The organism is Pimelobacter simplex (assembly GCF_024662235.1).
Taxonomy (GTDB): Bacteria; Actinomycetota; Actinomycetes; order Propionibacteriales; family Nocardioidaceae; genus Nocardioides.
This window is the reverse complement of the sequence record NZ_CP096276.1, coordinates 1424492-1449885: the sequence shown is the minus strand read 5'-3', so window position 1 is coordinate 1449885 and position 25394 is coordinate 1424492. Positions and strand designations below refer to the sequence as shown.

The following is a 25394-nucleotide window of genomic DNA, read 5'->3' as shown; positions in this document are numbered from 1 at the left end:
ACTGGCAGGAAATCAACGCAATGCGGCAATGCTGCCACTGGTGGCAGTAATACCAGCAAGAGGAGGATTACTGCCATGAACCTGGCCTACAACCTCCTGTCCCTGCTCCTGCTCGCCATGATCGTCCTGGCCCTGCTCACCTGGGTCCGTCGCGACGACCTCAGCACCGGCCGCGACCTGCACGGCGACCGGCGCCCGGCTCACCGCGAGCGCAAGCCCGACGTCCGCACGCTCGTCGCCCGCGACACCTCCGACGCCTCCGACGCCTCCGACGCTTCCGAGCGCACGGCCACCACCCGCACCCGCCGCGGCGACACCGCCCGGCGCGGCTCCCGGAGCCGGGTGCGCCACGCCCCGGCCATGACCGCGCCGGTCACCTCGCGCCCGGCCACGAAGTAGCGCCCTCGGTACGCCGCTCCCCCGGAGGACGGCGTACCGGACGGGTTTTTGGGCTCGGCCGCTGGAGCGGGCGGGTGGTGCGCCAGGCACCACCCGCCCGCATCGTTTTTGCCTGAGCACCGTCCGGGCTCGTAGGCCAGGAGGATCCGGCGGCCGTCGGGGCGCGAGCTCCCGATCTCCGGCCGCTCGCCGGTCCCGGCCGGCGCCACCCCGCCTCCCCCAGCCCGAAAAGCCCGAAGGCCCCGACCTGTCGGTCGGGGCCTTCGTGGTGCTACGGAGCGACGGATCAGTTGCCGCCGGTCAGCTTCTCGCGGAGGGCCTGGAGCGCCTCGTCCGAAGCGAGCGAGCCGCCGTTGTCCTCGGCCGGAGCGGAGGAGTAGGAGCTGGACTCGCCGGCCTCGATCTCGGCCTGCTTGGCCTCGGCCTGCTGCTTGACGTGGGCCTCCCAGCGAGCGTGCGCCTTGGCGTACTGCTCCTCCCACTTCGCGCGCTGCTCGTCGAAGCCCTCGAGCCACTCACCCGTCTCGGGGTCGAAGCCCTCGGGGTAGATGTAGTTGCCCTGCTCGTCGTAGGTGGCCTCCATGCCGTAGAGCGTCGGGTCGAACTCCTCGACGTCCGCGGCGGCGGTGGTCTCGTTGGCCTGCTTGAGCGAGAGGGAGATCCGGCGACGCTCGAGGTCGATGTCGATGATCTTGACCATGACGTCGTCGTTGACCTGGACGACCTGCTCGGGGATCTCGACGTGGCGCTCGGCCAGCTCGGAGATGTGGACCAGGCCCTCGATGCCCTCCTCGACCCGCACGAACGAGCCGAAGGGGACGAGCTTGGTGACCTTGCCCGGGACGATCTGACCGATCTGGTGGGTCCGGGCGAAGTGCTGCCACGGGTCCTCCTGGGTCGCCTTGAGCGACAGGGAGACGCGCTCGCGGTCCATGTCGACGTCGAGGACCTCGACGGTGACCTCGTCGCCCACGGTGACGACCTCGGACGGGTGGTCGATGTGCTTCCAGGACAGCTCCGAGACGTGGACGAGACCGTCGACGCCGCCGAGGTCCACGAACGCACCGAAGTTGACGATCGAGGACACGACGCCCTTGCGGATCTGGCCCTTCTGGAGCTGGGTGAGGAAGCCGTGGCGGACCTCGGACTGGGTCTGCTCGAGCCAGGCCCGGCGCGACAGGACCACGTTGTTGCGGTTCTTGTCGAGCTCGATGATCTTGGCCTCGAGGGTCTGACCCACGTAGGGCTGCAGGTCGCGGACCCGGCGCATCTCGACCAGCGAGGCGGGCAGGAAGCCGCGCAGGCCGATGTCGATGATGAGGCCGCCCTTGACGACCTCGATGACGGTGCCCTCGACGACGCCGTCGGCCTCCTTGATCTCCTCGATCGTGCCCCAGGCGCGCTCGTACTGGGCGCGCTTCTTGGACAGGATCAGGCGACCCTCCTTGTCCTCCTTCTGGAGGACGAGAGCCTCGACCTTGTCGCCCACCTGGACGACCTCGGACGGGTCGACGTCGTGCTTGATCGACAGCTCGCGCGAGGGGATGACGCCCTCGGTCTTGTAACCGATGTCGAGGAGGACCTCGTCACGGTCGACCTTCACGATGGTGCCGTCGACGATGTCGCCGTCGTTGAAGTACTTGATGGTCTGGTCGATGGCGGCCAGGAAGTCCGCCTCGGAGCCGATGTCGTTGATCGCCACCTGGGGCGCGTTGTCATCGTACTGACCGGACAGCGGGGTCGAGAGGGTGCTCGTCATGTGGAGGATAGGTCCTTGGGTGGGCAGAAGTAGTCGGAATGGAGTCCCGCGCCGAACGATCCCGGAGGGATCAAGAAGGCACAGACACTCCAGGGTACGCGCGAGGCGGTGCCGGAGTCCAACTCGCGAGCGATAGACTCCTCCCCGTGGAGCAGGCTGTTCAAGCTCATTGGCCCCATCCCCCTGTCACCGCCCACCGGCGGTCGGTCTCCGAGGAGGAGTCCCGGCTGGCCAACGGCGCCGACTGGGACCGGTACGCCGACGAGTACCAGGCCACCCACGGGGGCTACCTCGGCGACGTCGGGTTCCTCTGGGGACCCGAGGGACTGACCGAGGCCGAGGCCCGGATCCTGGGCGAGGTCCGCGACCGCGACGTGCTCGAGGTCGGCTCCGGCGCCGGGCAGTGCTCGCGCTGGGTGCGCAGCCAGGGCGGGCGCGCGGTCGGGCTCGACCTGTCCCACCGCCAGCTCCAGCACTCGCTGCGCATCGACGACGCGACCGGCCTGGTCGTGCCCTGCGTGCGCGGTACGGCGACCCACCTGCCGTTCGCCGACGGCTCCTTCGACGTCGTCTTCTCCTCCTTCGGCGCGCTCCAGTTCGTCGCCGACATCGACCTCGCGGTCGCCGAGACGGCCCGGGTGCTGCGCCCGGGCGGGCGCTTCGCCTTCTCGATCACCCACCCGACCCGGTGGATGTTCCCCGACGACCCCACCGAGGACGGGCTGGTCGCCTCGCAGTCCTACTGGGACCGCACGCCCTACGTCGAGGTCGACGACGAGACCGGTGCGACGTCGTACGCCGAGCACCACCGCACACTAGGTGACTGGATCGGGCTGCTGGCGGGCGCCGGCTTCCGGCTGACCACGCTCCTGGAGCCGGAGTGGCCCGAGGGGAACGAGCGGCTCTGGGGCGGCTGGTCGCGGGTGCGCGGCACGCTGACGCCGGGCACCGCCATCTTCGGCGCCGACCTCTCCTAGGCTGCACCTGTGGATGCGGAGGAGATCGCCAAGTCGGCCGCGCTCGAGCACCGGCACTGGTGGTACGCCGCCCGCCGGGCCCTGGTGCGTCGTACCGTCGGCGGCTGGCCGGCCGGGCGCGCGATCGACGTCGGCTGCGGGATGGGCGGCAACACCGCCGTGCTGCGCGAGCTCGGCTGGCGCGCGGTCGGCGTCGAGTACACCGCCACCGGCGCCGAGATCGCGGCCTCGCGCGGGATCCCGGTGCTGCGCGGCGACGGCCGCCGGCTCCCGGTCGCCGACGCCTCGATCGACCTCGTCATGTCCACCGACGCCTGGGAGCACATCGACGACGACGTCGCCGTCGCCCGCGAGACCTTCCGGGTGCTGCGCCCCGGCGGACGCGCCCTGGTCGCCGTCCCGGCCGGGATAGCGCTGTGGAGCGGGCACGACGTCGCCCTGGGCCACGTCCGGCGCTACGAGCGCCAGCAGCTCGCCGACCTGGTGACGGGGTCCGGGCTGGTCATCGACGACCTCTGGTCGTGGAACGTGCTCCTGCGCCCGGTGGTCCGGGCCCGGCGGCGCAACAAGGACGTGCCCCAGAGCGAGATGGAGGCCGTCCACCCGGTGCTCAACGCCGGCCTGCGCGCGGCCGTCGGGATGGAGCGGGTGCTCCCCCTCAAGCGACTGCCTGGCGTCAGCCTGGTCTGCCTCGCGCACAAGCCGTGAGCGCCCAGGTGCCCGAGCCGCAGCCGCAGCCCGAGCCGCAGCGCTGGGTGGCCGACCCGCGGATCGGCTGGCGGATCCTGCTGACCGCGACCCTGCCCGCCCCGGTCGCGCCGGACGCGCTCGCCACTCCCCTGGCCACGCTCTGCGCGGCCCAGGGCTGGACCTACGCCGCGCCCACCGCGGCCGGAGCCCGGGCCCTGCTCGCCGACTCCCCCGCGCCGCTGCTGGTCGGCGTCGACGGGCGCGACGTCGTGCTGTCGGCCCACCACAGCGCGGTCGACGGCCTCGGCCTGCTCACCGTCCTGGACCGGCTCGGCCTCGGCCCGGCGACCTCGTCGGCCCGCGGCGTCGGCACCCGTACGACGACCGGCGGGACGGCGCGCACCGTGGCCCGCCGGCTCGGCGAGGTCGCGCTGCGGCCGCCGTCCGGCGTCGTCCCCCCGGACCGGCCGGTCCCCGACCACGGCGACGCGCTCGTCCACGCGACCGTGCCGGGCAGCCACCGCACCGCCGAGCTGGTCCACGCGGCGACCCGCGCCGTCGTCCGGCACCAGGCGGAGCGGGGCCGGCGCGCGCGGCGCGTGGCGATCGCGATCGGCGCGGCGCGCGAGCCCGCGGCCGGCGACCAGGACGGCCGGATCGCCGACCGCAGCGTCCTGCTGCGGCTGCGCGACGTCGAGCGCCTCGACCTCGACGGCATCCGCGAGGCCGTGCGCACCGCGCCCGTGCAGACCCCGCCCGCGCCGGCCGAGCCGCGCCCCTGGAGTCCCGTCGTGGATCGCGCGATGACGACCGGCCTGCGGGTGCTCGGGCCGCGGCTGGGCTCGACGCTGCTGGTCTCGCACCTCGGTGAGGTGCGTGCCCCGGCGGTCGAGGGCCTGGCGTTCTACCCGGTCACGGCGGGCGGCACTGGTCTCTCCCTCGGCGCGGTCGGCCTCGACGGGCACACCGTGCTGACCCTGCGCGGGCGCGCCGCGGCCTGGAACGACAACGGCCTCGAGCAGCTGCTCGAGGCCGTCATCTCCCTCCTCTAGAGAGGAGCCGGTGGGGCGGTGCGGGTCAGACCCCCGCCATCGCCTTGTCCCGGTGGCTGGCGCCGTTGTCGCCGCCCTTGCCCGAGCGGCCGAGCAGCACGCCGCCCGCGGTCAGGCCGAGGCCCAGCAGGAGCAGCAGTCCGGGGAAGAGCAGCTTCATGCCGCCGAGCAGCCGGGCATTGCCCTTGGCGTCGCTGACCAGGTCGTCGACCTGGGCCTTGGTGTACTGGACCGTGCCGGTGAACGCGGGCACCGCCACGCCGTCGTAGCGCAGCTCCTGGACCCGGTTCTCGACCCGGTTGACCGGCGAGCCGGTGGTCGGCTCGACGTAGAAGGTACGGGTCATCTGGTACCACATCTCGGCCTCGACGTTGGGCTCGGTGGAGCCGAAGACCTTGCCCGGCACGCTGCGGGTCTCGACCATCGTCTCGGGGATGGTCTGCACGAACTTGTAGACCTTGAGCCCGTCGATCTCCTCCTGGCCCTCGAACTTGGCCGGGGTCGACTTCTCGAGCGTGCCGTCCCAGACCGGGTAGTCCTTCTTCTCCGTGGCGAAGGGGAACTTGTACACCAGGCCCTTGCGGGTGACGTCGACCCGCTCGGTCTTCTGGAAGTCGCTCGCCAGGGCGACCTCCTCCCACGAGCCGCACTTGGTGCAGTCGACGGCCTCGCCGGTCTTGCCGTCGAAGGGCGAGCGCTCCTGGGTCCGCTGGAACTGCTCGCCGCCGACCCGGTCGACGCTGGTGGAGTTCACCCACACGACCGTGTCGTCCGGGGCGTCGCTGGGCAGCTTGACGCCGCTGTCGGCGATGGTGAAGGACGTGATGTCGAGGTCCCAGGTCTCGGACTTGAGCACGTCGGGGTTGGAGTTGAAGATCTCGGCACCCTTGGCCTCGAGCTTCGTGGTGCCCTTGTAGTCGGGCGGCACGTTGGCGAGGACCGGGTAGGCGTAGAAGCGGACCAGGGCGGCCGCGACGATCAGGAACACACCGAGTCCGATGGACACGGGGGCGAGCTTGCTGCGCATGGCGGAGATACCTCTCAGACAGCCACGCGAGCATCGCGTGGGGTACGGTCGGGCCGCGCGTCGGCGGTCCCGAGGAGCAGTGCGGTCAGGTCGATCGCGTGGTGTCGCATCTGCGACCAGTCGAACTTGTGGGCCCAGGCGCGGCACGCCTCGGCGCGCAGCACCCGGGTGGCCGGGTCGGCGGCGTCGAGGAGCGCGCCCTCGACGGCGTCGGCCAGGCGGCGGACGAGGACGGCGGGGTCCTCGCTGTCGGGGACCAGCACGCCGCTCTCCCCCGGGCGGATGGAGTCGCGCAGGCCGGGCACGTCGCGGGCCACGGTCGGCACCCCCCAGGCGGCGGCGTCGATCACGGCCTGCCCCCAGCCCTCGGCGTCGGATCCGCAGACGTGGACCGCCGCGCGGGCGAGCAGGGCGTCCTTGGCGTCCGTGGGCAGGTAGCCGTGGAAGGTCACCTGGTCGGCGAGGCCGCGCTCGGCGACGAGCGCGACCAGGCGGTCGTGCTCGGGCCCCTTGCCGATGACGTCGACGCGCAGGTCGCGCCCGGCCAGGGCGGGACGCTCCCGGAGCCGGTCGAACGCCTCGAGGACGAGGTCGACCCGCTTGTGGGTGACCAGCCGGCCGAGGACGACGATCCGGTCGGCGTCCTTGGCGACCGGGTCGAGGTCCGCGGCGGCCGGTACGTCGGCGCCGTTCTCGAGGATCCGGATGTCACCGGTCCAGCCGAGCTGGCGGCGCATCTCGTCGCGCGTGGACGGCGAGACCGCGGCGGTCACGTGGTGCCGGTAGACCCGGCGCATGGCGACCCGCTCCATCCAGCGCCCGAAGGCGGCCACGGGTGCCGGGAAGTGCACGGCGAACTGCGCCTGGTGCACGTGGTGCACGATGAGCAGCGCCGGCGTCCCGCGGCGCAGCACCAGCGGCGAGAACGACGGCAGCCCGCAGGCCGGGTCGATCACCGCGTCGATGCGGCGCCGGTGGCGCAGCAGCCAGGTCAGCGCGAACAGGTAGAAGCCCAGCGCGCCGCCGCCCCGTCGTACGGCGATGCCGTCGCGGGTCTCGCGGGCGGCCTGGCCCTCGTCGCGGGCGGTCACGAAGTGCACCTCGGCACCGGCCTCGCGCAGCGCGCGGGCGTACTGCCAGGCGTAGATCTCCGCGCCGCCGGCGAGCGCGTGGTCGAGGTCGCGCCAGTTGACGACCACGATCCGGCGCCCGTCGAGCCGGGGGGACGGTCGGCTCATCCGTGACCACCCACCGGCAGCGCGACGGGCACCGGCACGGCCAGCGGCGCCGCGGCCGGGGCCGGGACCGCGTGCACGGCGCCGCGACGGCGCCACGCGATGCTCGCGAGCTCGACGAACGCGCTCGCCCCGTGCCGCGCGGGCACGAAGGTCGAGCCCGGCACGTCGGTCCAGGTCACCGGGATCTCCTCGACCCGGGCGCCGGCGGCGAGCAGCAGCACGAGCAGCTCCACGTCGAACGAGAAGCCCCCCGTCCGCAGGTCGCCGACGACCTGCCGGACCAGGTCACCGCGGAAGAACTTGAACCCGCACTGGGTGTCCGCGACGCCGGGCACGAGGCGCCCGGCCAGCCGGCGGTACGCCGCGGCGCCCGCCGAGCGGGTCCGGCAGTGCCGGGCCTCGGTGTCGCTGTCGGCCAGCGCGCGCGAGCCGATCACGACGTCGGCGCCGAGCAGCAGCCGCCGCCAGGCCTCCTCGACCGCGTCGAGCCCCGTGGCGCCGTCGGCGTCCATGAAGCACACGAGGTCGGCGTCGGTGGCGAGCAGCCCGGCACGGACCGCGGCACCCTTGCCGCGGCGCGCGCAGCGCAGCACCCGTACCGGCAGCGCGGGTGAGTCGGCCGCACGGGCGACCTCCGCGGTGCGGTCGGTGCTCGCGTTGTCGACGACGAGCACCTCTACTCGGCCGAGCACCCCACGACGGGCCGCCACGTGGCGGCGCAGGTCGCGCAGGGTGCGCGGCAGCCGGCCTTCTTCGTTGTACGCCGGAATGACGATCTGCAGCATCGGACCCTCCCAAGCCGTCTGCTCAGCACGCGTCCCGGCGAACGGGACACGTGACGGAGACCGCGCAACCCGCTAGGCGGGACGCGGCGAGAGACCTACTTGCTGTCCGAGTAGCTGTACAGCTTGTCGTTGCTGACGGTCTTGTGCTCACCCTGGGCGGCGTTGACGCCGGCGACGAGCATGACGGTCGAGGCGAGAGCCCCGACGACGGTAGCGATAATCGTGTTCATTGCGCAGATCCCCTCCCAAAGACCGGCACAGAGCATTCACTCCCCATGACTTTCATGAATGTGATGCTCGTTACTCCCAGACCGGAGTATCCCTGCGCAACCGGCGAAAAGCAAAAGAATCGCCAAACCGTGACCAAGGATGACGAAGATTCGCCGGAGCGCCCCCACACCCGTTCCCGGGTCGGCCGCGACTTCGCCGCCGGCGGCCAGATCGACCAGGGTGAGCCCGTCGCGGTCGAGCACGATCGTGCCCGCGGGCACCTCGATCGTCCCCATCCCGCGCTCGACGAGCACCCAGCGCACGCCGATGGCCCGCAGAGCGCCCGCCGGGTCCTCGTCGGCCAGCGCGAGCGTCACCGCGACCACCCGCGGGTCCTCGGGCGCGATCACCCGGTCGGTCAGCAGCACCCGGTCGTCGACGACGACCTCACCCGGCAGGATGCGGGGCGCAGGATCGAGCACGGCGCGGCGGTGGTTCCAGTCGAAGCCGCGGTAGGAGCCTGACCACGGCAGCACGACCGTGGTGTCGCCGCCGTCGATGCGGTCGGCGATCTCGTCCCAGGCCGCCGGGTACGACGAGCGCTGCAGCTCGCCGGCGGCCCCCCAGGCCAGGCTGGGCAGCAGCAGGAGCGGGGCCACCACGAGCAGCGCGACGCCGCTCCACAGCGCCTGGGTGCCGGGCCGGATCCGCTCGCGCAGCGCCGTGGCGGCGTACGCGGCGCCGACGGCCAGGACCAGCCCGAGCGGGGCCAGGAGCCGCTGGGAGTCGCGCAGCAGCGCCAGGCCCGGCACCGGGTCGGCGGCCCGGTCGAGCAGGTCCGCGCCTCCGGGCAGGGTGGGCAGCAGGGCCAGCACGACCGCGGCGGCGCCGAGCGCGAGCCACCGGCCGCGCCCGGGACCCGCACGGCGCAGCCCGGCGACCGCGGCCACGGTGAGCAGGCAGGACAGCAGCACCAGCAGCGCGCTGGTGCGCTCGGGCGGCACGACCGACGTCTTCCAGGTGCCGCCGAGCGAGAGCACGCTGGCCGCCGTACCGGCGGCGGACTCGGCGCGCGCCGCGAACCCGGCGAAGACCCCGTCGGTGCTCACCCGCGCGGTGTCGGCGGTCAGCGCCGGCACCAGCCAGGTGAGGTTGGCGACCAGGCCGAGCCCGGCCACCCGCAGCCAGCCGCCCAGGTCGCGGCCGAGGGCTAGCACGCCCAGCACCCCGACCGCCATGAGCCCGCTCGACCAGCTGCAGGCCGCGGAGAGCACGAGCACGACCGCGGCCGGCGCCCAGTCCCGGCGATCGGCCCGGAGCCGGAGCGCGGCCCCCGCGACCCACGGCAGCAGCAGGTAGCCCAGCAGGATCGCCCACTGGCCCATGAGCAGCCGCTCGTAGACCCACGGGTTCCAGCAGAACAACGTGATCGCGGCCGCCCTGGCCCACCAGCGCTGCTCGGCGACCAGTCGCGCGACGCCGAGCCCACCGGCCAGGAACCCGGCGACCAGCAGCAGTCGCTGGACGACGCTGCCCGGCACGACGTGGGTGGCCAGCGAGACCAGCGCGTCCATGGGAACCGCGCGCGGCAGCGCGCCGTCCAGGCCCAGCCAGGCGGGCTTCCAGGGCTGGTGGGGCACGAAGACCATGTCGCCGACCAGCCAGTAGCCGCCGCCGAGCAGGAGCGGGCCCAGGATCACCAGGGTGACCGCGGTGGTGACAGCGAGGTCGGAGCGCTTCACGGCTGTTCCGGGAGGCCGGCCTCGATGTCGGTGACGCAGACCGTCGACCGCCCGTCGCCGCGCAGCCTGAGCCCCTCGACGGTGCCCGGCACCTCGGGGAGCACCAGCCACATCTCGTTCGGCCCGCGCGTGGCCAGGAACTCGGTGTGCCAGTCCCCCGCGGCCACCACGACGGTCGACTCCTGCGCGGAGAAGTAGGAGACCCGGACGACCACCCGTCCGTCGAGCGGGACGACGAACGGCGCCTCCCGGGTGAGCGTGCGCACCGGGTAGCCGCACTCGTCGTCGGGTCCCGGCTCCGCGGGGATCGCTCCGGCCAGCTCCATCGGCAGCAGCGTGCCGTCGTCGGCGACCTGGCGCAGCCGGGCCGAGGGCTCGTCGAACCGGAGGTGCTCGGGCAGCGGCGCGAGGATCCGGGAGAGCTGCGAGTCGCTGCCCACCAGCGGCAGCACGACGTCGGCGGGCGCCAGCCGGTCGAAGAGCACGACGGTCGGGTCGGCGGCGAAGTCGGCGCGCAGCGTGGCGACGAACGCCTTGTCCTCGGTGTTCTGGAACTGCGGCACGAGCAGCGCGGTACCGGCGACCGAGGCGACACCGTAGGCGCCGACGAGGCCGGCGAGGGCCAGGGAGCGGACCCGTGCGGACGCGCCGGACAGGAAGCGCAGGCCCAGCCACGGCGGCGATCCGCGCAGGCAGAGCGCGACGCAGAGGACGGCAGCATGGATCGTGTCGGAGGAGTAGCGCGGGTCCAGGCCGATGATCGAGCCGAAGCCCGCCCGGCCCGACAGCAGGAGCAGCAGGTCGGCGGCGACGTAGCCGACGAGCAGCGCGAGCCCCCAGCGGCGGGCCGGGCCGCCGCGCCGGAGCAGCAACCAGACCCCGACGAGGGCGAGGATCGCCGAGGCGATCACCACCCACAGCGCCGGCCGCACCGCGCCACCCTCGAGCTCACCGGCCCAGGGGCCGCCGACGATGCCCGGCACCACGTTGCGGCCGAGGAACGAGCCGCTCACCTCGAGCCGCTGCTTCCAGGTGCTCTCGCCCCCCTCGACGTCGGTCAGGAGGCCGTGGCCGACCAGGAAGCCGACCAGCAGCAGCACCTCGGCCAGCCACAGCCAGCGGAAGCGCTTCAGCGCGGCCCACAGCCGCCGCCAGCCGGTCGCCTCGTCGGCGAGGGCCACCGCGACGCCGTACAGGACGGGTGGGATGAGCACCGCGCGCTCGTGCCAGAGCAGGCCGACCGCGGTCGTGGCGACGATCGCGACCACCGCCCACACCGGCCGGGCGTCGCCCTGGCGCCAGCGGACCAGCAGGTAGGCGGCGAGCAGCGAGCAGAGCACGTGGGGCCACAGGCCCATCGCCGCGCTCCACCACAGCGTGGTCGCCAGGGTCAGCGGCGCCCAGGCGAACACCGCGAGCAGCACCACCCGGCTCCACCGCTCCCCCAGCAGCCGGGTCAGCAGCAGCCACAGGACGACCGCCGCGGCGGTCTGGAGGGCCAGGACGAAGACGGCCACCGTCGCCCAGCTGTACGGCGCGCCGTGCGCCACCAGCCAGTAGGTCAGCTGCTGCAGCGGGTTGACGTGGCCCGCCGTGTCACGGACCAGGAAGCCCAGCGTGAGGTCGGCGTCGTAGGCGCGACCGGAGAGGTAGAAGTCGTCCTGGTTGAACCACGACCCGCCGAGCAGCACCGCCCGCCCGACGACCATCGACAGCAGCACGCCGAGCGCGGCCAGGCCCTGGCGCCCCTTCCAGGCACTCATCGGCTGCCCTCCGCGACATGTTGGTGGGGACGGCGACGCGCCGGCCGGCCCAGCGTGAGCCCGGCGAGCAGGCCCACCGCGAGTGCGGCGGCGACGTCCGCCGTACCGGCGACGAAGCGGCCACCTCCCAGGGCGTCCAGGCCGCCGGACGCGGCGAGCAGCACCGCGACGGCGATCACCGCCCGGGACCGGGTCCAGGACCGGCGGAACCAGGTGCCCGCGAGCAGGCCGATCCCCGCGACCGGACCGAGCAGCACCAGGGTCGCCGCCAGGGCGGCGGCCCACCAGGGCGCGCGGGTCCCGAGGACGTCGGGAGGCCAGGGAGCGAGGTCGGGCAGCGGTGCGCGTCGCCGGCGGAGCAGCAGCCAGCCGAGGCAGAGCGCTCCGGCGAGCAGCGTGCCGCCGCTGACGGCCAGGCCGAGGGGAAGGACCACGTCGTAGGTGCGCTCGGGGCCGTACCGGAGCTCGACCCGTGCGGTGCCGGTGCCCGCCGGGAGGAGCCAGCCCTGCTGCCAGCCGTCGACCCGGATCGGGGTCAGCTCCTTGCCGTCGAGCTCGGCGATCCAGCCGGGGTTGAAGTTCTCGGGCAGGGAGAGCAGTGCGGCCGGTCCCCCGCCGACCGTGACGCTGCGGCGGGCATCTCCCCAGCGCTCGATGCCGACCGTCCGGGTGGTCGGCGCCGAGGGCACGGACGAGTCCGGGACGACGGCCGCGTCGAGCAGCTCGAACTCTGCGGTCGGCTCGATCTGCAGCCGTTGGGGACCCGACCCGAGCGGCACGCTCGCGCTCTCGCCGCAGGACTCGAAGCGCAGCGGCGTCCCGTTGATCAGGTCGGCCATGGTGCCGGAGACCCGGGTCGGGACGGTCCGCCCGCCCAGGCGGATGTTGGGGCCGTAGCCGCACACCGCACCGGTCGGCGTGTCGGCGAGCACCGGCCGGGTGAGCCGGACGCCGCCCAGCTCGATCTCGGGTACGACGACCCGCCCGGCGCCAGGAGCCTTCTCGAAGCGGATCTGCAGGTTGCGGGTGCGCAGGGGCTTGATGTCGACGGGACCGTCGCCACCGAGCCGGACCCGCTGGACCCGCTTGCCGGAGGAAAGGACCGCGGCGACCGGGGCCTGGTCGGAGCCGCCACGCACGGCGATGGACGTGATGGTCCGGAGCCGGCGCCAGCTGAACGTCAACGTCGGGTAGAGGTCGCCGTCGTCCGAGACCCATGCGGTGGTGGGCTGGCCGTCGTACGCGAACCGGGGGGCGACCTTCGGGTCGTTGCCGTAGATGGAGGTGGCCCCCACCGGGGGGCGGCGCTCGACCTGGTCGAGCAGCCGCGCGGTCTCCGGGGTGCTGCGCGCCACGACGTGGCCCGTGATCCGTACGCCGGCCGCCCCGGCGGCCTCGAAGCTGCGGTCGAGTCCGCCGCCCTCCTCGGGCTGCCGGATCCGGGTGACGTCGCAGTCGGGCGTGGTGAGGGTGATGAAGCAGGCTCTCCGGCTGGGCGTCGCCCCGAAGGCCACGGAGGCGCCGGCGCCCACCTCACCGGGCAGCGCGAACGTGCGCCGCGGCTGGAGCCCGTCGACCGCGAGCTCGCGGATGCCGATCCGGGCGGTCCGCGCGGCGGTCGCGGCGGCGACGACCCGGACCTTGATGCTCCGGACCGGCCGGCCGTCGAGCCGGACGACGACGGGGGCACCCGACGCCCCGACCCGGGCGCGGACGCGCTGCTCGCCGGCCACCACCTCGAGCGTGCGGATGGGCACGACCTGGCTGTCGGCGGCGACCGGCGTGATCGTCACCGTGTGCACCGCCCGGGGACCGTCGAGGTCCAGCCTGATCCACTGCCGGCCCGGCTCGGTCGCGGCCGAGCTGATCCAGCGGGTGTCGATATCCCCGTCGATCGCGGCATAGGGCCCGGACGCCGGCGTGACCGGGCCGAAGTTGTCGGCATAGCCCTGCGCCGAGGACGCCTCGAGACCGGTCAGGCCGTCGTAGCGGGCAACGACCGGGGGCTCGTCGGGTCCCGCCGGGAAGTCGTGGGCGGCCCGGTCCACCCGCCAGGGCTCGGTCGCGGTCATCAGCGCCGACAGCCCCTCGTCGTTGTTGCCGAACGCGCGCTCGCGGCGCTGGTTGCTGTCGGTGACCACGTCGGCCGGGCGCTTCCAGCCGGCCTCGCCCTCGAGCACGGTCGGCTGGTCCGCCTCGATGACGCCGGTGCTCTGGCCGAGCAGCACGCTCTCCGGCGCACCCCGCACGGTCCGCACGTCGTCGACCGCGGTCGCGCGGACCAGCGGCAGCCGTCGCGGCACCTGGAAGACCTCGACCTCCGGCTCGCCGGTGTCGGTCTCGCCGAAGCCGGCCACCGACGCCAGGCCGGCGTGCGCCAGGGACACCGCCGCGCCACCCGGGTGCGGCGAGCGGGTGATCCCGCGCAGCAGGTCCCGGCGCAGCACGACGTGACCGATGCCCACGCGCGCCAGCTCGTCGACCAGCGCCGGCGTCACCCGGCCGGTCGCGATCGCCTGGTCGAGGGCCGAGAGGTAGCGGATCGACTCCCCCGGCACCAGCGGCACCTGGGTACGGCTCACCACGTCGACGCCGCCGAGGATCGCCAGCGGCTCGTCGAGCGTCCAGCCCCACGCCTGCTGCGCGAAGCTCGAGCCGGGGACGACGAGGGTGCGGTCGCCCTGGGCCGGGTCCTCGTCGCGGCGCTGGGCGACGAGGTAGTCGCGCGCCTGCTGCCAGGGCTCGGCGATCTCGGTCCAGCCGGGCGTGCGCGTGGCGCTGCCGAGGAACGGCTGCCCGAGCAGCGCGACCAGGAGCAGGGGCGCGAGCAGCAGCGCGCCGCGGCCCGGCTCGAGCCGCGGCCGGGCGGCCACGACGCGCTCGACGAGCACCGCGACCGCCGTACCGAAGCCGAGGGCGAGCGGGAGGCGCACGACCGGGTCGATCTTGTGGACGTTGCGGAAGATCTGCAGCGGGCCGTCGAGCAGCGCCCGCATCCCGTCGGCCAGCGGCGTGCCGGCGGGACCCCCGTGGGCGATCGTGAGGCAGCCGAGCCCGAGGAGGAGGGCGAGGACCAGCGGTCGTCGTACCGGGGTGTCCATGAGCGCGAGACCGGCGAGACCCACGCCGGCCACCAGCGCGGCCACCACGACCAGCAGCGGATCGGTCGCCAGGTCGAAGGCGGCCGGCCACCAGGGCCGGTCCCCCGCGAGGAGGTAGCCGAGCCACGACGAGTCCCCGCGCGACGCCTCGGACCAGCCGATCAGCGAGGTGGTGTCCCGGGCGGACTCGACGTACTCGAAGAACGGCGGGGCGAAGCGGGCGAGGACCAGGAGCGGCAGCGTCCACCACAGGCAGCCCGCGGCGACGGCACCTCCCCACCAGGCGGCGAACCGCCAGGTGGTCATCCGGCGACGGGCGCCCCAGACGACGAGGATCACGGCCAGCGGGAGGCAGGCCGCCGTCTCGACCGCGTTGACCCCGCCCATGCACACGACGGCGGCGCCACTGAGCAGGGCCGCCTGCCGGCCGGTGAGCCGGCCGCGCAAGTGGAGGACGACCGCGAGCACGAGCCACGGCATCACCGCCCCCGGCAGGGACTCGGCGGTCTGGACCGTCACCGTGCCGAGCAGCCGCGGCGAGAGCGCGAAGACCGCACCGGCGAGGAGCGCCGGCAGGTCCGCCAGGCCGATCGCGCGCGCCAGCCGGCGGGCGCCCTCGCACGCCACGATGATGATGAGCGCCGACCAGAGTCGCTGGCCGATCCAGTCCGGGACGCCGAGCAGGTCGCTCAGCCAGAACCAGGTGCCCTGGGGGAAGAGGTAGCCGTACGCCTGGTTCTGGAACTCGCCGAAGTTCGACTCCGGGTGCCACAGCCGGAACGCGCCGGCGAGGAAGTCCCCCGGGCGCTGGGTCAGCTCGGCCCGGGTGTCGTACGTCGTCGCGCCGGGCTGCTGGAGCAGCATCAGCACCACGACGAGCGCGTACAGCGTCACCGCGACGCCCGCTCCCCGCACCGTCGACCCAGGTCTCTCGGCCATGCCACCTCCTCCCGAAGCGCGGGTGTCACTGTAGGAGACCCGTGGGCGGCGTGCAGGCCTGACTTCCGCGCTGGGCACTCCGACCCCCTAACCTGCTCTGGTGACGACGACCACCCGCCCCGCCGAGTCGCGGCTGATCCGCCTGCTCCGCAGCAGCGCCGGCATCGCGATCGCGATCGCGGCGATGAACGTCGGCACCTACGCCTTCCAGATCGTCTCGGCCCGCCTGCTCGGCCCCGGCCAGTACGGCGCCGTGGCCGGCATGATGGCCCTGCTCATGGTGCTGTCGGTGGTCCAGCTGGGCCTGCAGGCGACCTGCGCGCGGCGGATCTCCGCCGACCCGCACGACGTCGCGGTGATCGAGGCGGCCGTGCTCAAGACCGCCTGGCGGGCGGCCTTCGTCGTCGGCGCGCTCGCCGTGGCCGCCTCGCCGCTGGTCTGGAAGGTGCTCCGCCTCGACGGGCTGCTGCCGGCGCTGCTGCTGGGGCTGACCGTGGTGCCGACGACGATCATGGGGGCCCAGGCCGGCGTCCTCCAGGGCGAGCGGCGCTGGCTGCCGCTGAGCCTGGTCTACCTCGGTGTCGGCATCCCGCGGGTGCTCATCGGCGCCGCCTTCCTCTTCGCCTGGCGCACCGAGACGAGCGCCATGCTCGGCGTCCTCATCGCCGCCTGGGTGCCCGTCGCGATCGGTTCGTGGGCGCTGGGCCGCCACCCCCGCCGCGAGGGCGGTGCCGCCGCCGAGCACACCATCCGCCGCGACGTGCTGCGCGAGACCGTCGGCAGCTCGGTCGCCCTGCTGGCCTTCGTCGCGCTGTCGAACCTCGACGTCGTCGTGGCCCGCAGCGGTCTCGGCGAGCACGACGCCGGCCTCTACGCCGGTGGCCTCATCGTCACCAAGGCGGTGCTCTTCCTGCCGCAGTTCGCGGTGGTGATCCTCTTCCCCTCGATGTCCACCGACGGCGAGAGCCGCGGCGCCGTGATCAAGGGGCTCGTCTTCCTCTCCGCCCTCGGCGCCGCGTGCATCGGCGCGACGTACGTGCTCTCCGACATCGCGCTGGTCTTCATCGGCGGCAAGGAGTACGCCGGCGTCCAGGACGACCTCTGGCTCTTCGCCGTGCTCGGCGCCCTGCTCGCCCTGCTCCAGCTCCTGGTCTACGCCGGCCTCGCCCGGCGCGGCGCGGCGACCAAGTACCTCGTCGCCGCGGGCGTCATCGCCCTGGTCGCCCTCGGCTCGCTCGCGACCAGCGTCATCGCCCTGGCCACCACGGTCGCCTGCGTCGACGCGGCGGTGCTGCTCGTCCTGGTCGTGCTGCAGATGGTGCGGCACCGTTCGGACGCCGAGGCCGCCCCGGCGCCCGTCGCCTGAGCCGGCCGCTCAGTCGCCCGGCGCGCAGGTCGTGTTGGCGTAGTCGAAGAAGGCGACCACGTCGGTCGCCTCGTCCTCGCTGATCCCGTAGACCTCGGCGAGACCCGCCGGGGTGGCCGCGGCCTGGTCGAGCGCGGCGACGTCGGCGTCGTCGACCTGCTTCACCTGCTCGACGAAGATCTCGTAGCCGGACCGGGCCGCGGCAGAGACATCCGCGGGCGTCCCGGCGTCCTCGAGCGCCGCCGCCCGGTCGTGGAGCCCGTCGGCGGAGCCGCCGCTCCCCTCGGTCCAGGCGGCGCAGAAGTCCTCCGCGCTCGCGTCGTCGGGCGCACCGCCGCAGGCGGTGAGCGCCGCCGCGAGGGCGACGGCGAGCAGGGGCAGGGCGGTTCTCATCGGGGCCTCCTCCGAGCAGGGGTCACCCGATCAGTGTGCCGCCTCGTGCCAGCTGCGGCCCGTGCCGACGGAGACGTCGAGCGGGACGGTCAGCTCGGCCGCACCGGCCATCTGCTCGCGGACCAGGGCTTCGAGGGTCTCGGCCTCGCCGGCGGCGACCTCGAACACGAGCTCGTCGTGGACCTGGAGCAGCATCCGTGAGGTGAGCCCGGCCGCGCGCAGCGCGGCGTCGGTGCGGAGCATGGCAACCTTGATCAGGTCGGCGGCCGAGCCCTGGATGGGAGCGTTCAGGGCCATCCGCTCGGCGGACTCGCGGCGCATCCGGTTGTCGCTGGTCAGGTCCGGCAGGTAGCGGCGCCGGCCCATGATCGTCTCGGTGAAGCCGGTCCGGCGGGCCTCGTCGACGACGCCGCCGAGGTAGTCGCGGATGCCGCCGAAGGTCTCGAAGTAGTCGTCCATCAGGCCGCGGGCCTCGCCGGGCTCGATGCCGAGCTGCTGGGAGAGGCCGAAGGCGGACAGGCCGTAGGCGAGGCCGTAGTTCATCGCCTTGATCTTGGCCCGCATCTCGGGGGTGACCTCGTCGGGCGCGACGTCGAAGACCCGCGAGGCGGTCTCGGCGTGGAAGTCGCGACCGGAGCGGAAGGCCTCGATGAGGAGCTCGTCCTCGGAGAGGTGGGCCATGATCCGCATCTCGATCTGGCTGTAGTCGGCGGTCATGAGGGCGTCGTAGCCCGCGCCGACGACGAAGCTCTCGCGGATCCGGCGCCCCTCCTCGGTGCGGACCGGGATGTTCTGGAGGTTGGGCTCGGTGCTGGAGAGCCGGCCGGTGGCGGCGATCGTCTGGTGGAACGTCGTGTGGATGCGGCCGTCGGGCTGGACCGTCTTGAGCAGGCCCTCGATGGTCTGGCGCAGCCGGATGACCTCGCGGTGGCGCAGTAGGTGGAGCAGGAACGGGTGCTCGGTCTGGACGAACAGGCTCTGGAGCGCGTCGGCGTCGGTGGTGTAGCCGGTCTTGGTGCGCTTGGTCTTGGGCATGTTGAGCTCGTCGAAGAGCACGACCTGGAGCTGCTTGGGCGAGCCGAGGTTGATCTCCTTGCCGATCACGGCGTACGCCGCCTCGGCCTCCTTGCGCACCTCCTCGCCGAAGTGCGCCTCGAGTCCCTCGAGGTGGTCGGTGTCGACCGCGATGCCGGTCTGCTCCAGCCCGGCGAGCACGCCCACCAGCGGCATCTCGACGTCGGTGAGCAGCTGGCGCCCGCCGGCCTTCTCGACCTCGTCGGCCAGCTCGGCGGACAGGTCGAGCGCGGCGCGGGCCTGGACCATCGCGCTGCTGGCGACGCCGCCCTGGTCGCCGCCCTCGTCGAAGAGCAGCTCACCCTGGTCGGGGTCGGCGTCCGCGGTGAGCTCGCGGTGCAGGTAGCGCAGGGTCAGGTCGGCCAGGTCGTAGGAGCGCTGGTCGGGCGCGACGAGGTAGGCGGCGAGGGCGGTGTCCTCGACCACGCCGGCCAGGGTCCAGCCCTGGGCGGCGAGCGCGAGCAGCGGGCCCTTGGCGTCGTGGAGCACCTTGGGCCGCTCCGGGTCGGCGAGCCAGGCGGCCACCGCGGCGTCGTCGGCCTGGCTCATCGCCTCGACGTCGACATAGGCGGCGGTGCCGTCGGCGAGGGCGAAGGCGAGCCCGCTCACCCGGCCGGTGCCGCTCCCCCACGAGCCGCGCACGCTCAGGCCGACGCTCGCCGTACCGACCGCGTCGAGCCAGGCGGCCACGGCGTCGGGCGCGAGCGTCGTGCCGTCGAGCTCGACGCCGGCCTCGACCGGGAGGTCCTCGCCGGGGGCGACGACGTCCATGATCCGGGTGCGCAGCTCGCCGCGGAACTCCAGCTCGTCGAGCAGCTCGAGCGCCGCCGGGCGGTCCCACTCGGTCAGCGCGAGGTCGTCGATGGCGACGCCGAGGTCGAGGTCGCGCACGAGCGCGTTGAGCCGGCGGTTGCGGATGACGTCGCCGAGGTGCTCGCGGAACGCCTCGCCCTTCTTGCCGGTGATCTTGTCGGCCTGGGCGATCACGTTGTCGAGACCGTCGTAGGTGTTGATCCAGCGGGCGGCGAAGCCCGCGCCGACGCCGGGGACGCCGGGCAGGTTGTCGGAGGTCTCGCCGACGATCGCCGCGAGCTCGGGGTAGCGGTGCGGCGGGACGCCGTACTTCTCCTCGACGGCGGCGGGCGTCATCCGGGCCAGGTCGGACACGCCGCGCATCGGGTAGAGCACCGTCGAGCGCTCGGTGACGAGCTGGAGCGAGTCGCGATCACCGGTGAGGATGAGCACCTCGAGACCGCTCGTCTCGTCGGCCAGCGCCTGGGTGACCAGCGTGGCGATGATGTCGTCGGCCTCGTAGCCGGGGGCGGTGAGGTACTTGATGGAGAAGGTGTCGAGCATCCGCTGGATGAGCGGCAGCTGGCTGCTGAACTCGCCGGGGGTCTTGTTGCGCTTGGCCTTGTACTCGGAGTACTCCTCGAGCCGGAAGGTCTGGCGGGAGAGGTCGAAGGCGACCGCCACGTGGGTCGGCTGCTCGTCGCGCAGCACGTTGACGAGCATCGAGGTGAAGCCGTAGACCGCGTTGGTGTTCTGGCCCGTCGCGGTCGAGAAGTTCTCGACCGGAAGCGCGAAGAACGCGCGGTAGGCCAGGGAGTGGCCGTCGAGGAGCAGGAGGCGCGGCGGACGGTTCGGCTCGGTCACCCGGCGACTCTATCGAGGAGTACCGACAGCTCCGGCCACGACGGTGCTCGCTATCGTCGAGCCATGACCACCGCTGAGGAGATCGCCGAGTTCGCACGCGCCAACATGGGCGCTCTCAACGAGCGGATGGGCATCGAGCTCGTCGAGGTCGCCCCCGAGCGCGTGGTCGCGACGATGCCCGTCGAGGGCAACACCCAGCCCTACGGGCTGCTCCACGGCGGCGCCTCGGTCGTGCTGGCCGAGACGCTCGGCTCGGTCGCCGCGGCGCTCAACGCCGGCCCCGACCGGTTCGCGGTCGGCGTCGACATCAACGCCACCCACCACCGCTCCGCGACCAAGGGCACCGTCACCGGCGTCGCCACCCCGCTGCACCGCGGCCGGTCGATGGCGAGCTACGAGATCGTGATCAGCGACGAGGACGGCCGCCGGGTGTGCACCTCGCGGATCACCTGCGCGCTGCTGGCGCGCGACCCCAACCCCCAGGGCTGAGGCTCAGGCCTGCTCGGGGTCGGGCAGGCCCAGCCGCTCGGCCCGGGTACGACGCAGCGAGCGGCGGGCGGCGAGCACCCGGTTCCGGGTGCCCTCGACGCCGGTCTGCTGGCGCTGCGGCGAGACCCGGCTGCGCAGCAGCGAGGTCGGCGCGATCCGGTACATCACGACGGGGGCCAGGCCCAGACGGGCCATGAACCGGTTGGCCTCGCGCGAGCTGTTGGGCACCGCGGTGACCACGTGCAGGATGCCGTGCTCCTCGGCGAAGGCCGTCGCGGCCTCCATCAGCGCGTGCCCGGCGCCGTGGCGCCGGCAGCGGTCGAAGACCCGCGGCTGGATGGACTGGACGCAGGGCTCGAGGTTGAGCGGGGAGAGCGTGGTGATCCGGAGGTAGACGGCGCCGGCGACCTGGCCGTCGTACTCGACGACGACGACGCGCTGCTCGGGCGACATCTCGGCGGCCTTGATCACCAGCTCGATGTCGGCGACCTGCTCGGAGCGGTCGGCACGTCGTACGGCGTCGCTCCAGAGCTCCGCCAGGGCAGGCGCGTCGTCACGCGTGGCCACGCGCGTCGTCAATGATGTACGCGTCATCGGATCGTGCCTCCCCTCCCGAGACTCATCCATCGGACCGCACCGGTGGGCCGGTCCGGAGCGCAACACTACGCTCACCGGCACGGCCGCGACAGCCCGATCCCCCAAGAAGGAGCAGGCCCGTGATCCCCGGCACCGGAACCGCCGTCAACGCCGCCGCCGTGCTGCTCGGCGCCGCCCTCGGACGCCTCGCGGGCGACCGGCTCCCCCAGCGCACGCGCGACTTGGTGACCGATGGCCTGGGCCTGGTCACGCTGCTCATCGCCGGTACGTCGGCGATGGCCGTGCTCGACCCCGACCTGTCCGCCGCCGTCGGCGACAGCGCGCCGCTGCTCATCGTGCTCGGCGCGGTCCTGCTCGGTGGGATCCTGGGCTCGCTGCTGCGCCTGGAGCAGCGGGTCGAGGGGCTCGGCGCGTGGCTGCAGGGCCGCCTGGCCGGCGAGACCGGCAGCGCGGAGCGGCAGCGCTTCGTCGAGGGCTTCGTCATCTCGTCGCTGATCTTCTGCACCGGGCCGCTGACGATCCTGGGCTCGCTCAACGACGGGCTCGGCAAGGGCGCCGACGAGCTCTACCTCAAGTCCGGGCTCGACGGCTTCGCCGCGATCGCGTTCGCCGCGGCGTTCGGCTGGGGCGTGGCCGCGAGCGTGCTCACCCTCGTCGCCGTCCAGGGCTCGCTCACCCTCGCCGGCCTCGCCCTCGGCGACGTCCTCCCCGAGGCCGAGCTCGCCGCCCTGACGGCGACCGGCGGGCTGCTGCTGGTCGGCGTCGCGCTGCGCCTGCTGGCGCTCAAGCCGGTCGCCGTGGCCGACCTCCTGCCCGCGCTCGCGGTCGCACCCCTGCTGACCGCGGCCGTCACCGCGCTGCGCTGAATCCGGCGCGACGCGCCGAAGCGGCGTACCGGGACCGAGGTCCTCGTGCAAGGGGGCCCGAAAGGCCTACAGTGCCGCCATGCGACGTACTCGGATCCTCACCATCGGCGTGGCCTGCCTCGCCACCTTCGCCCTCGGCGCCTGCGGCTCCGAGGACAGCAAGTCCGCCAGCGGTGCGGACATCGTCACCAAGGGCACGCTCACCGTGTGCTCCGACGTGCCGTACCCGCCGTTCGAGGACTTCGACAAGTCCAGTCCCACCGGCTTCAAGGGCTTCGACGTCGACATCGTCTCCGAGGTCGCCAAGCGCCTCGACCTCAAGCTCAAGATCCAGGACTCCTCGTTCGACGCCCTCCAGAGCGGCCAGGCGCTCGCCGCCGGCCAGTGCGACCTCGCGGCGTCGGCCATGACCATCACCGACGACCGCAAGAAGAACCTCGACTTCTCCGACGGCTACTACGACTCCAAGCAGTCGCTCCTCGTGCCGGCCGACAGCAAGATCGCCTCGATCGGCGACCTCAAGGGCGTCAAGGTCGGTGTCCAGCAGGGCACCACGGGCAAGACCTACACCGAGGAGAACGCCGAGGACGCCGACATCATCACGTTCCCCAGTGACGCGGAGATGTTCCAGGCGATCAAGGCCGGCCAGGTCGAGGCGCTGCTCCAGGACCTGCCGGTCAACCTCGACCACACCCGGGACGGCAAGTTCAAGATCGTCGAGACCTACGACACCAGCGAGGAGTACGGCTTCGCCATGAAGAAGGGCAACAGCCAGCTCGTCAAGGACGTCGACGGCGCGCTCGAGGAGATGCGCAAGGACGGGACCTACGACACGATCTACGCCAAGTACTTCTCCACCGAGAACCAGCCGTAGTACGCACGGTCTTCACGAAGGGGGGGTGGGGTGACCCGTCGACAGCGCGCCGCGCTGGTCCAGGTCCTGATGTACGTCCTGCTCGCGGCGGCCATCGTCACGCTGGCGGTCGTGGCTGACTGGACCAAGATCCACGAGAACTTCTGGAACGCCGACGGCATCTCGTGGGCCGACGGCAACTGGCAGGACCTGATCACCATCGGTCTGGTCAACACGGTGAAGTACACCGCGATCGCCTTCGGCGGCGGTCTGGCCCTCGGCCTGACGCTGGCACTGATGCGGCTCTCGCCGGTGGCGCCCTACCGGTGGCTGGCCACGGCCTACATCGAGTTCTTCCGGGGACTGCCGGCGCTGGTCGTCATGATGTTCATGGCCTTCGGTCTGCCGATCGCCTTCGGCTGGACGCCGCCGGGTGGTCTGGTCGGAGCGGGCCTGATCGGCCTGATCCTGGTCGCCGGGGCCTACATGGCCGAGACCCTGCGGGCCGGCATCCAGGCCGTGCCCAAGGGCCAGACCGAGGCCGCCCGCTCGCTGGGGATGCGCACCGGAGCGACCACCTTCCGGGTGGTCCTCCCCCAGGCGTTCCGGATCGTCATCCCCCCGCTGACCAACGAGTTCGTGCTGCTCATCAAGGACACCGCGCTGCTGTTCCTGCTCGGTGCCGCGGCCAGCCAGCGCGAGCTCACCTCGGTGGCCAAGGACTTCCTGACCAGCGGTCCCTCGACCGGCACCGCGACCAGCCTGATCCAGGCAGCGATCCTCTACCTGGTCATCACGCTGCCGCTCACCCAGCTCGTCGCCTGGCTCGAGCGCCGGCAGAGGAAGGCGGTCCGATGACCGAGCAGACCTGGCCCACCAAGGCCTCCGAGCCCGGCGCCCCGGTCCCCGCGATCGAGGTGCGCGGCCTGCACAAGCACTACGGCAAGCACGAGGTGCTCCAGGGCATCGACTTCCAGGTCGACCCCGGCCAGGTGGTGTGCGTGATCGGCCCCTCGGGCTCGGGCAAGTCGACGCTGCTGCGCTGCGTCAACCGGCTCGAGGAGCCCACCTCCGGCGAGATCCTCATCGAGGGCATCGACATCTGCGACCGCCGCGTCGACCTCGACGACATCCGCTCCCGGATCGGCATGGTGTTCCAGCAGTTCAACCTGTTCCCCCACCTGTCGGTGCTCAAGAACCTCACCCTCGCCCAGCGCAACGTCCGGCGCCGCAGCAAGGACGAGGCGGTCGAGATCGCCCGCCAGAACCTCGCCAAGGTCGGCCTGTCCGAGAAGGCCTCCGCCTACCCGGCGCACCTCTCCGGCGGCCAGCAGCAGCGCGTCGCCATCGCCCGGGCCCTGTCGATGAACCCCGACATGATGCTCTTCGACGAGCCGACCAGCGCCCTCGACCCCGAGCTCGTCGGCGACGTCCTCGCGGTGATGAAGGACCTCGCCCAGGAGGGCATGACGATGATGGTCGTCACCCACGAGATGGGCTTCGCCCGCGAGGTCGGCGACCACCTGGTCTTCATGGACGGCGGCGTCGTCGTCGAGGAGGGCCGGCCCGCCGACGTCCTGGGCAACCCCCAGCACGAGCGCACGCAGTCGTTCCTGTCCAAGGTGCTCTAGGGGCGCTCCCCACGCACGACCGCACGACGAAGGGCCCCGGCGCAGTGCCGGGGCCCTTCGTCGTGGTGTACGCCGTGCCGCGCCTAGACGTCACCGCCCAGGTAGGCGGCCTTGACCGCCGGGTCGACCGCGAGCTCGGCCCCGGTGCCGGAGCGGACGATCGAACCCGTCTCGAGGATGTGCGCCTCGTCGGAGCGCTTGAGCGCCTGCGCGGCGTTCTGCTCCACCAGCAGCACGGTCGTGCCCTGCTCGTTGATCTCGGTGATGATCGAGAAGATCTGCTGGATGAGCTTGGGCGCCAGACCCATCGACGGCTCGTCGAGCAGCAGCAGCCGCGGTCGAGCCATGAGTGCACGACCGATCGCAACCATCTGCTGCTCACCGCCGGACATCGAGCCCGCCGGCTGGCTGATCCGCTCCTGGAGGCGCGGGAACAGCGTGAGGACCCGTTCGAGGTCCTCGCGGTAGGCGGCGGTCTTGCGGTCCGTACGGACGTACGCGCCCATCTCGAGGTTCTCGCGCACGGTCATGCCGACGAAGCAGTGCCGGCCTTCAGGCGACTGGCTGATCCCCATCTTCACGCGCTCGAACGGCTGGGCGTTCGTGATGTCCTTGCCGTCGAAGATCACCCGCCCCTTGCGGACGGGTTGGAGGCCGCTCAGTGTCTTCATCGTGGTGCTCTTCCCAGCACCGTTGGAGCCGATCAGGGTGGTGACACTCCCGTCGGCGACGCCGAAGGTGATGTCGCGGATGGCCTCGATGTGACCGTAGTTCACACAGAGGCCCT

At 72.9% G+C, this 25394-nt stretch carries 22 protein-coding genes; 10 read left to right on the top strand and 12 right to left on the bottom strand.

The genetic code is table 11. The features are described 5' to 3' along the window. Positions 1-75 precede the first annotated feature (75 nt). A complete protein-coding gene (locus tag M0M48_RS06970; protein ID WP_215815082.1) occupies positions 76-399 on the top strand; it encodes a hypothetical protein in 324 nt (107 codons plus the stop codon). 286 nt (positions 400-685) lie between these two features. On the opposite strand, the gene rpsA is transcribed toward M0M48_RS06970, so the two are convergent. Further along, positions 686-2158 carry a 30S ribosomal protein S1 gene (rpsA, locus tag M0M48_RS06965; protein WP_215815083.1) on the bottom strand — a complete coding sequence of 491 codons (1473 nt, stop codon included), beginning with the start codon at positions 2156-2158 and terminating at the stop codon, positions 686-688. Between the two features lie 146 nt (positions 2159-2304). On the opposite strand from rpsA, the gene M0M48_RS06960 reads away from it, so the two are divergent. The 3 genes from M0M48_RS06960 to M0M48_RS06950 are packed head-to-tail and all read left to right on the top strand — an operon-like array spanning position 2305 to position 4877. Next, positions 2305-3135 (top strand): class I SAM-dependent methyltransferase, encoded by an 831-nt coding sequence (locus M0M48_RS06960; protein ID WP_257750573.1) that lies wholly within the window; start codon positions 2305-2307, stop codon positions 3133-3135. A gap of 9 nt (positions 3136-3144) precedes the next feature. Beyond that, entirely contained in the window at positions 3145-3843 is a 699-nt protein-coding gene (locus M0M48_RS06955; RefSeq protein WP_257750572.1) for a class I SAM-dependent methyltransferase, read from the top strand. Then, the gene (locus tag M0M48_RS06950; RefSeq protein WP_257750571.1) at positions 3840-4877 is read left to right on the top strand and encodes a hypothetical protein; all 1038 of its coding nucleotides are present in this window, start codon (positions 3840-3842) and stop codon (positions 4875-4877) included. Before M0M48_RS06955 ends, M0M48_RS06950 begins: the two co-directional genes overlap by 4 nt. A 25-nt stretch (positions 4878-4902) precedes the next feature. Here M0M48_RS06950 and M0M48_RS06945 read toward each other — a convergent pair whose 3' ends face one another. From M0M48_RS06945 to M0M48_RS06915, 7 genes are all read right to left on the bottom strand, one after another. Further along, positions 4903-5883: a DUF3068 domain-containing protein gene (locus tag M0M48_RS06945; RefSeq protein ID WP_215815087.1), complete on the bottom strand. Its 981-nt coding sequence runs from the start codon at positions 5881-5883 to the stop codon at positions 4903-4905. A 35-nt stretch (positions 5884-5918) separates the two neighbouring features. After that, positions 5919-7142 (bottom strand): glycosyltransferase family 4 protein, encoded by a 1224-nt coding sequence (locus tag M0M48_RS06940; RefSeq protein ID WP_257750570.1) that lies wholly within the window; start codon positions 7140-7142, stop codon positions 5919-5921. Further along, positions 7139-7927 carry a glycosyltransferase gene (locus M0M48_RS06935; protein ID WP_215815089.1) on the bottom strand — a complete coding sequence of 263 codons (789 nt, stop codon included), beginning with the start codon at positions 7925-7927 and terminating at the stop codon, positions 7139-7141. Before M0M48_RS06935 ends, M0M48_RS06940 begins: the two co-directional genes overlap by 4 nt. Positions 7928-8022: 95 nt before the next feature. Next, complete coding sequence (locus M0M48_RS06930) at positions 8023-8157, bottom strand: hypothetical protein (RefSeq protein WP_256448555.1); 135 nt, start codon at positions 8155-8157, stop codon at positions 8023-8025. A gap of 36 nt (positions 8158-8193) precedes the next feature. Further along, a complete protein-coding gene (locus M0M48_RS06925; RefSeq protein WP_257750569.1) occupies positions 8194-9879 on the bottom strand; it encodes a hypothetical protein in 1686 nt (561 codons plus the stop codon). After that, the gene (locus M0M48_RS06920) at positions 9876-11642 is read right to left on the bottom strand and encodes a hypothetical protein (RefSeq protein WP_257750568.1); all 1767 of its coding nucleotides are present in this window, start codon (positions 11640-11642) and stop codon (positions 9876-9878) included. The genes M0M48_RS06925 and M0M48_RS06920 overlap by 4 nt, the downstream gene beginning before the upstream one ends. Continuing rightward, on the bottom strand, positions 11639-15682 hold the full coding sequence (locus M0M48_RS06915) for an alpha-(1->3)-arabinofuranosyltransferase (protein ID WP_257750567.1): 4044 nt from the start codon (positions 15680-15682) through the stop codon (positions 11639-11641). Before M0M48_RS06915 ends, M0M48_RS06920 begins: the two co-directional genes overlap by 4 nt. A gap of 100 nt (positions 15683-15782) precedes the next feature. On the opposite strand from M0M48_RS06915, the gene M0M48_RS06910 reads away from it, so the two are divergent. Next, complete coding sequence (locus M0M48_RS06910; RefSeq protein WP_257750566.1) at positions 15783-17048, top strand: oligosaccharide flippase family protein; 1266 nt, start codon at positions 15783-15785, stop codon at positions 17046-17048. A gap of 9 nt (positions 17049-17057) precedes the next feature. On the opposite strand, the gene M0M48_RS06905 is transcribed toward M0M48_RS06910, so the two are convergent. Further along, on the bottom strand, positions 17058-17441 hold the full coding sequence (locus M0M48_RS06905) for a hypothetical protein (RefSeq protein ID WP_215815093.1): 384 nt from the start codon (positions 17439-17441) through the stop codon (positions 17058-17060). Positions 17442-17471: 30 nt separating this feature from the next. After that, entirely contained in the window at positions 17472-20171 is a 2700-nt protein-coding gene (gene polA, locus M0M48_RS06900) for a DNA polymerase I (protein ID WP_257750565.1), read from the bottom strand. Positions 20172-20234: 63 nt separating this feature from the next. On the opposite strand from polA, the gene M0M48_RS06895 reads away from it, so the two are divergent. Next, the gene (locus tag M0M48_RS06895) at positions 20235-20660 is read left to right on the top strand and encodes a PaaI family thioesterase (protein ID WP_215815095.1); all 426 of its coding nucleotides are present in this window, start codon (positions 20235-20237) and stop codon (positions 20658-20660) included. Positions 20661-20663: 3 nt separating this feature from the next. On the opposite strand, the gene M0M48_RS06890 is transcribed toward M0M48_RS06895, so the two are convergent. After that, entirely contained in the window at positions 20664-21227 is a 564-nt protein-coding gene (locus tag M0M48_RS06890; protein ID WP_257750564.1) for a GNAT family N-acetyltransferase, read from the bottom strand. 149 nt (positions 21228-21376) lie between these two features. On the opposite strand from M0M48_RS06890, the gene M0M48_RS06885 reads away from it, so the two are divergent. The 4 genes from M0M48_RS06885 (at position 21377) to M0M48_RS06870 (ending at position 24607) form a co-directional block, all read left to right on the top strand. Further along, positions 21377-22123: a DUF554 domain-containing protein gene (locus M0M48_RS06885; protein ID WP_257750563.1), complete on the top strand. Its 747-nt coding sequence runs from the start codon at positions 21377-21379 to the stop codon at positions 22121-22123. 79 nt (positions 22124-22202) lie between these two features. Beyond that, positions 22203-22997 carry an ABC transporter substrate-binding protein gene (locus M0M48_RS06880; protein ID WP_257750562.1) on the top strand — a complete coding sequence of 265 codons (795 nt, stop codon included), beginning with the start codon at positions 22203-22205 and terminating at the stop codon, positions 22995-22997. A 30-nt stretch (positions 22998-23027) separates the two neighbouring features. Then, on the top strand, positions 23028-23834 hold the full coding sequence (locus tag M0M48_RS06875) for an amino acid ABC transporter permease (protein ID WP_257750561.1): 807 nt from the start codon (positions 23028-23030) through the stop codon (positions 23832-23834). Next, positions 23831-24607 (top strand): amino acid ABC transporter ATP-binding protein, encoded by a 777-nt coding sequence (locus M0M48_RS06870; RefSeq protein WP_215815099.1) that lies wholly within the window; start codon positions 23831-23833, stop codon positions 24605-24607. The genes M0M48_RS06875 and M0M48_RS06870 overlap by 4 nt, the downstream gene beginning before the upstream one ends. Positions 24608-24690: 83 nt before the next feature. On the opposite strand, the gene M0M48_RS06865 is transcribed toward M0M48_RS06870, so the two are convergent. Continuing rightward, the gene (locus M0M48_RS06865; RefSeq protein WP_257750560.1) at positions 24691-25383 is read right to left on the bottom strand and encodes an ABC transporter ATP-binding protein; all 693 of its coding nucleotides are present in this window, start codon (positions 25381-25383) and stop codon (positions 24691-24693) included. Between the last annotated feature and the right edge of the window lie 11 nt (positions 25384-25394).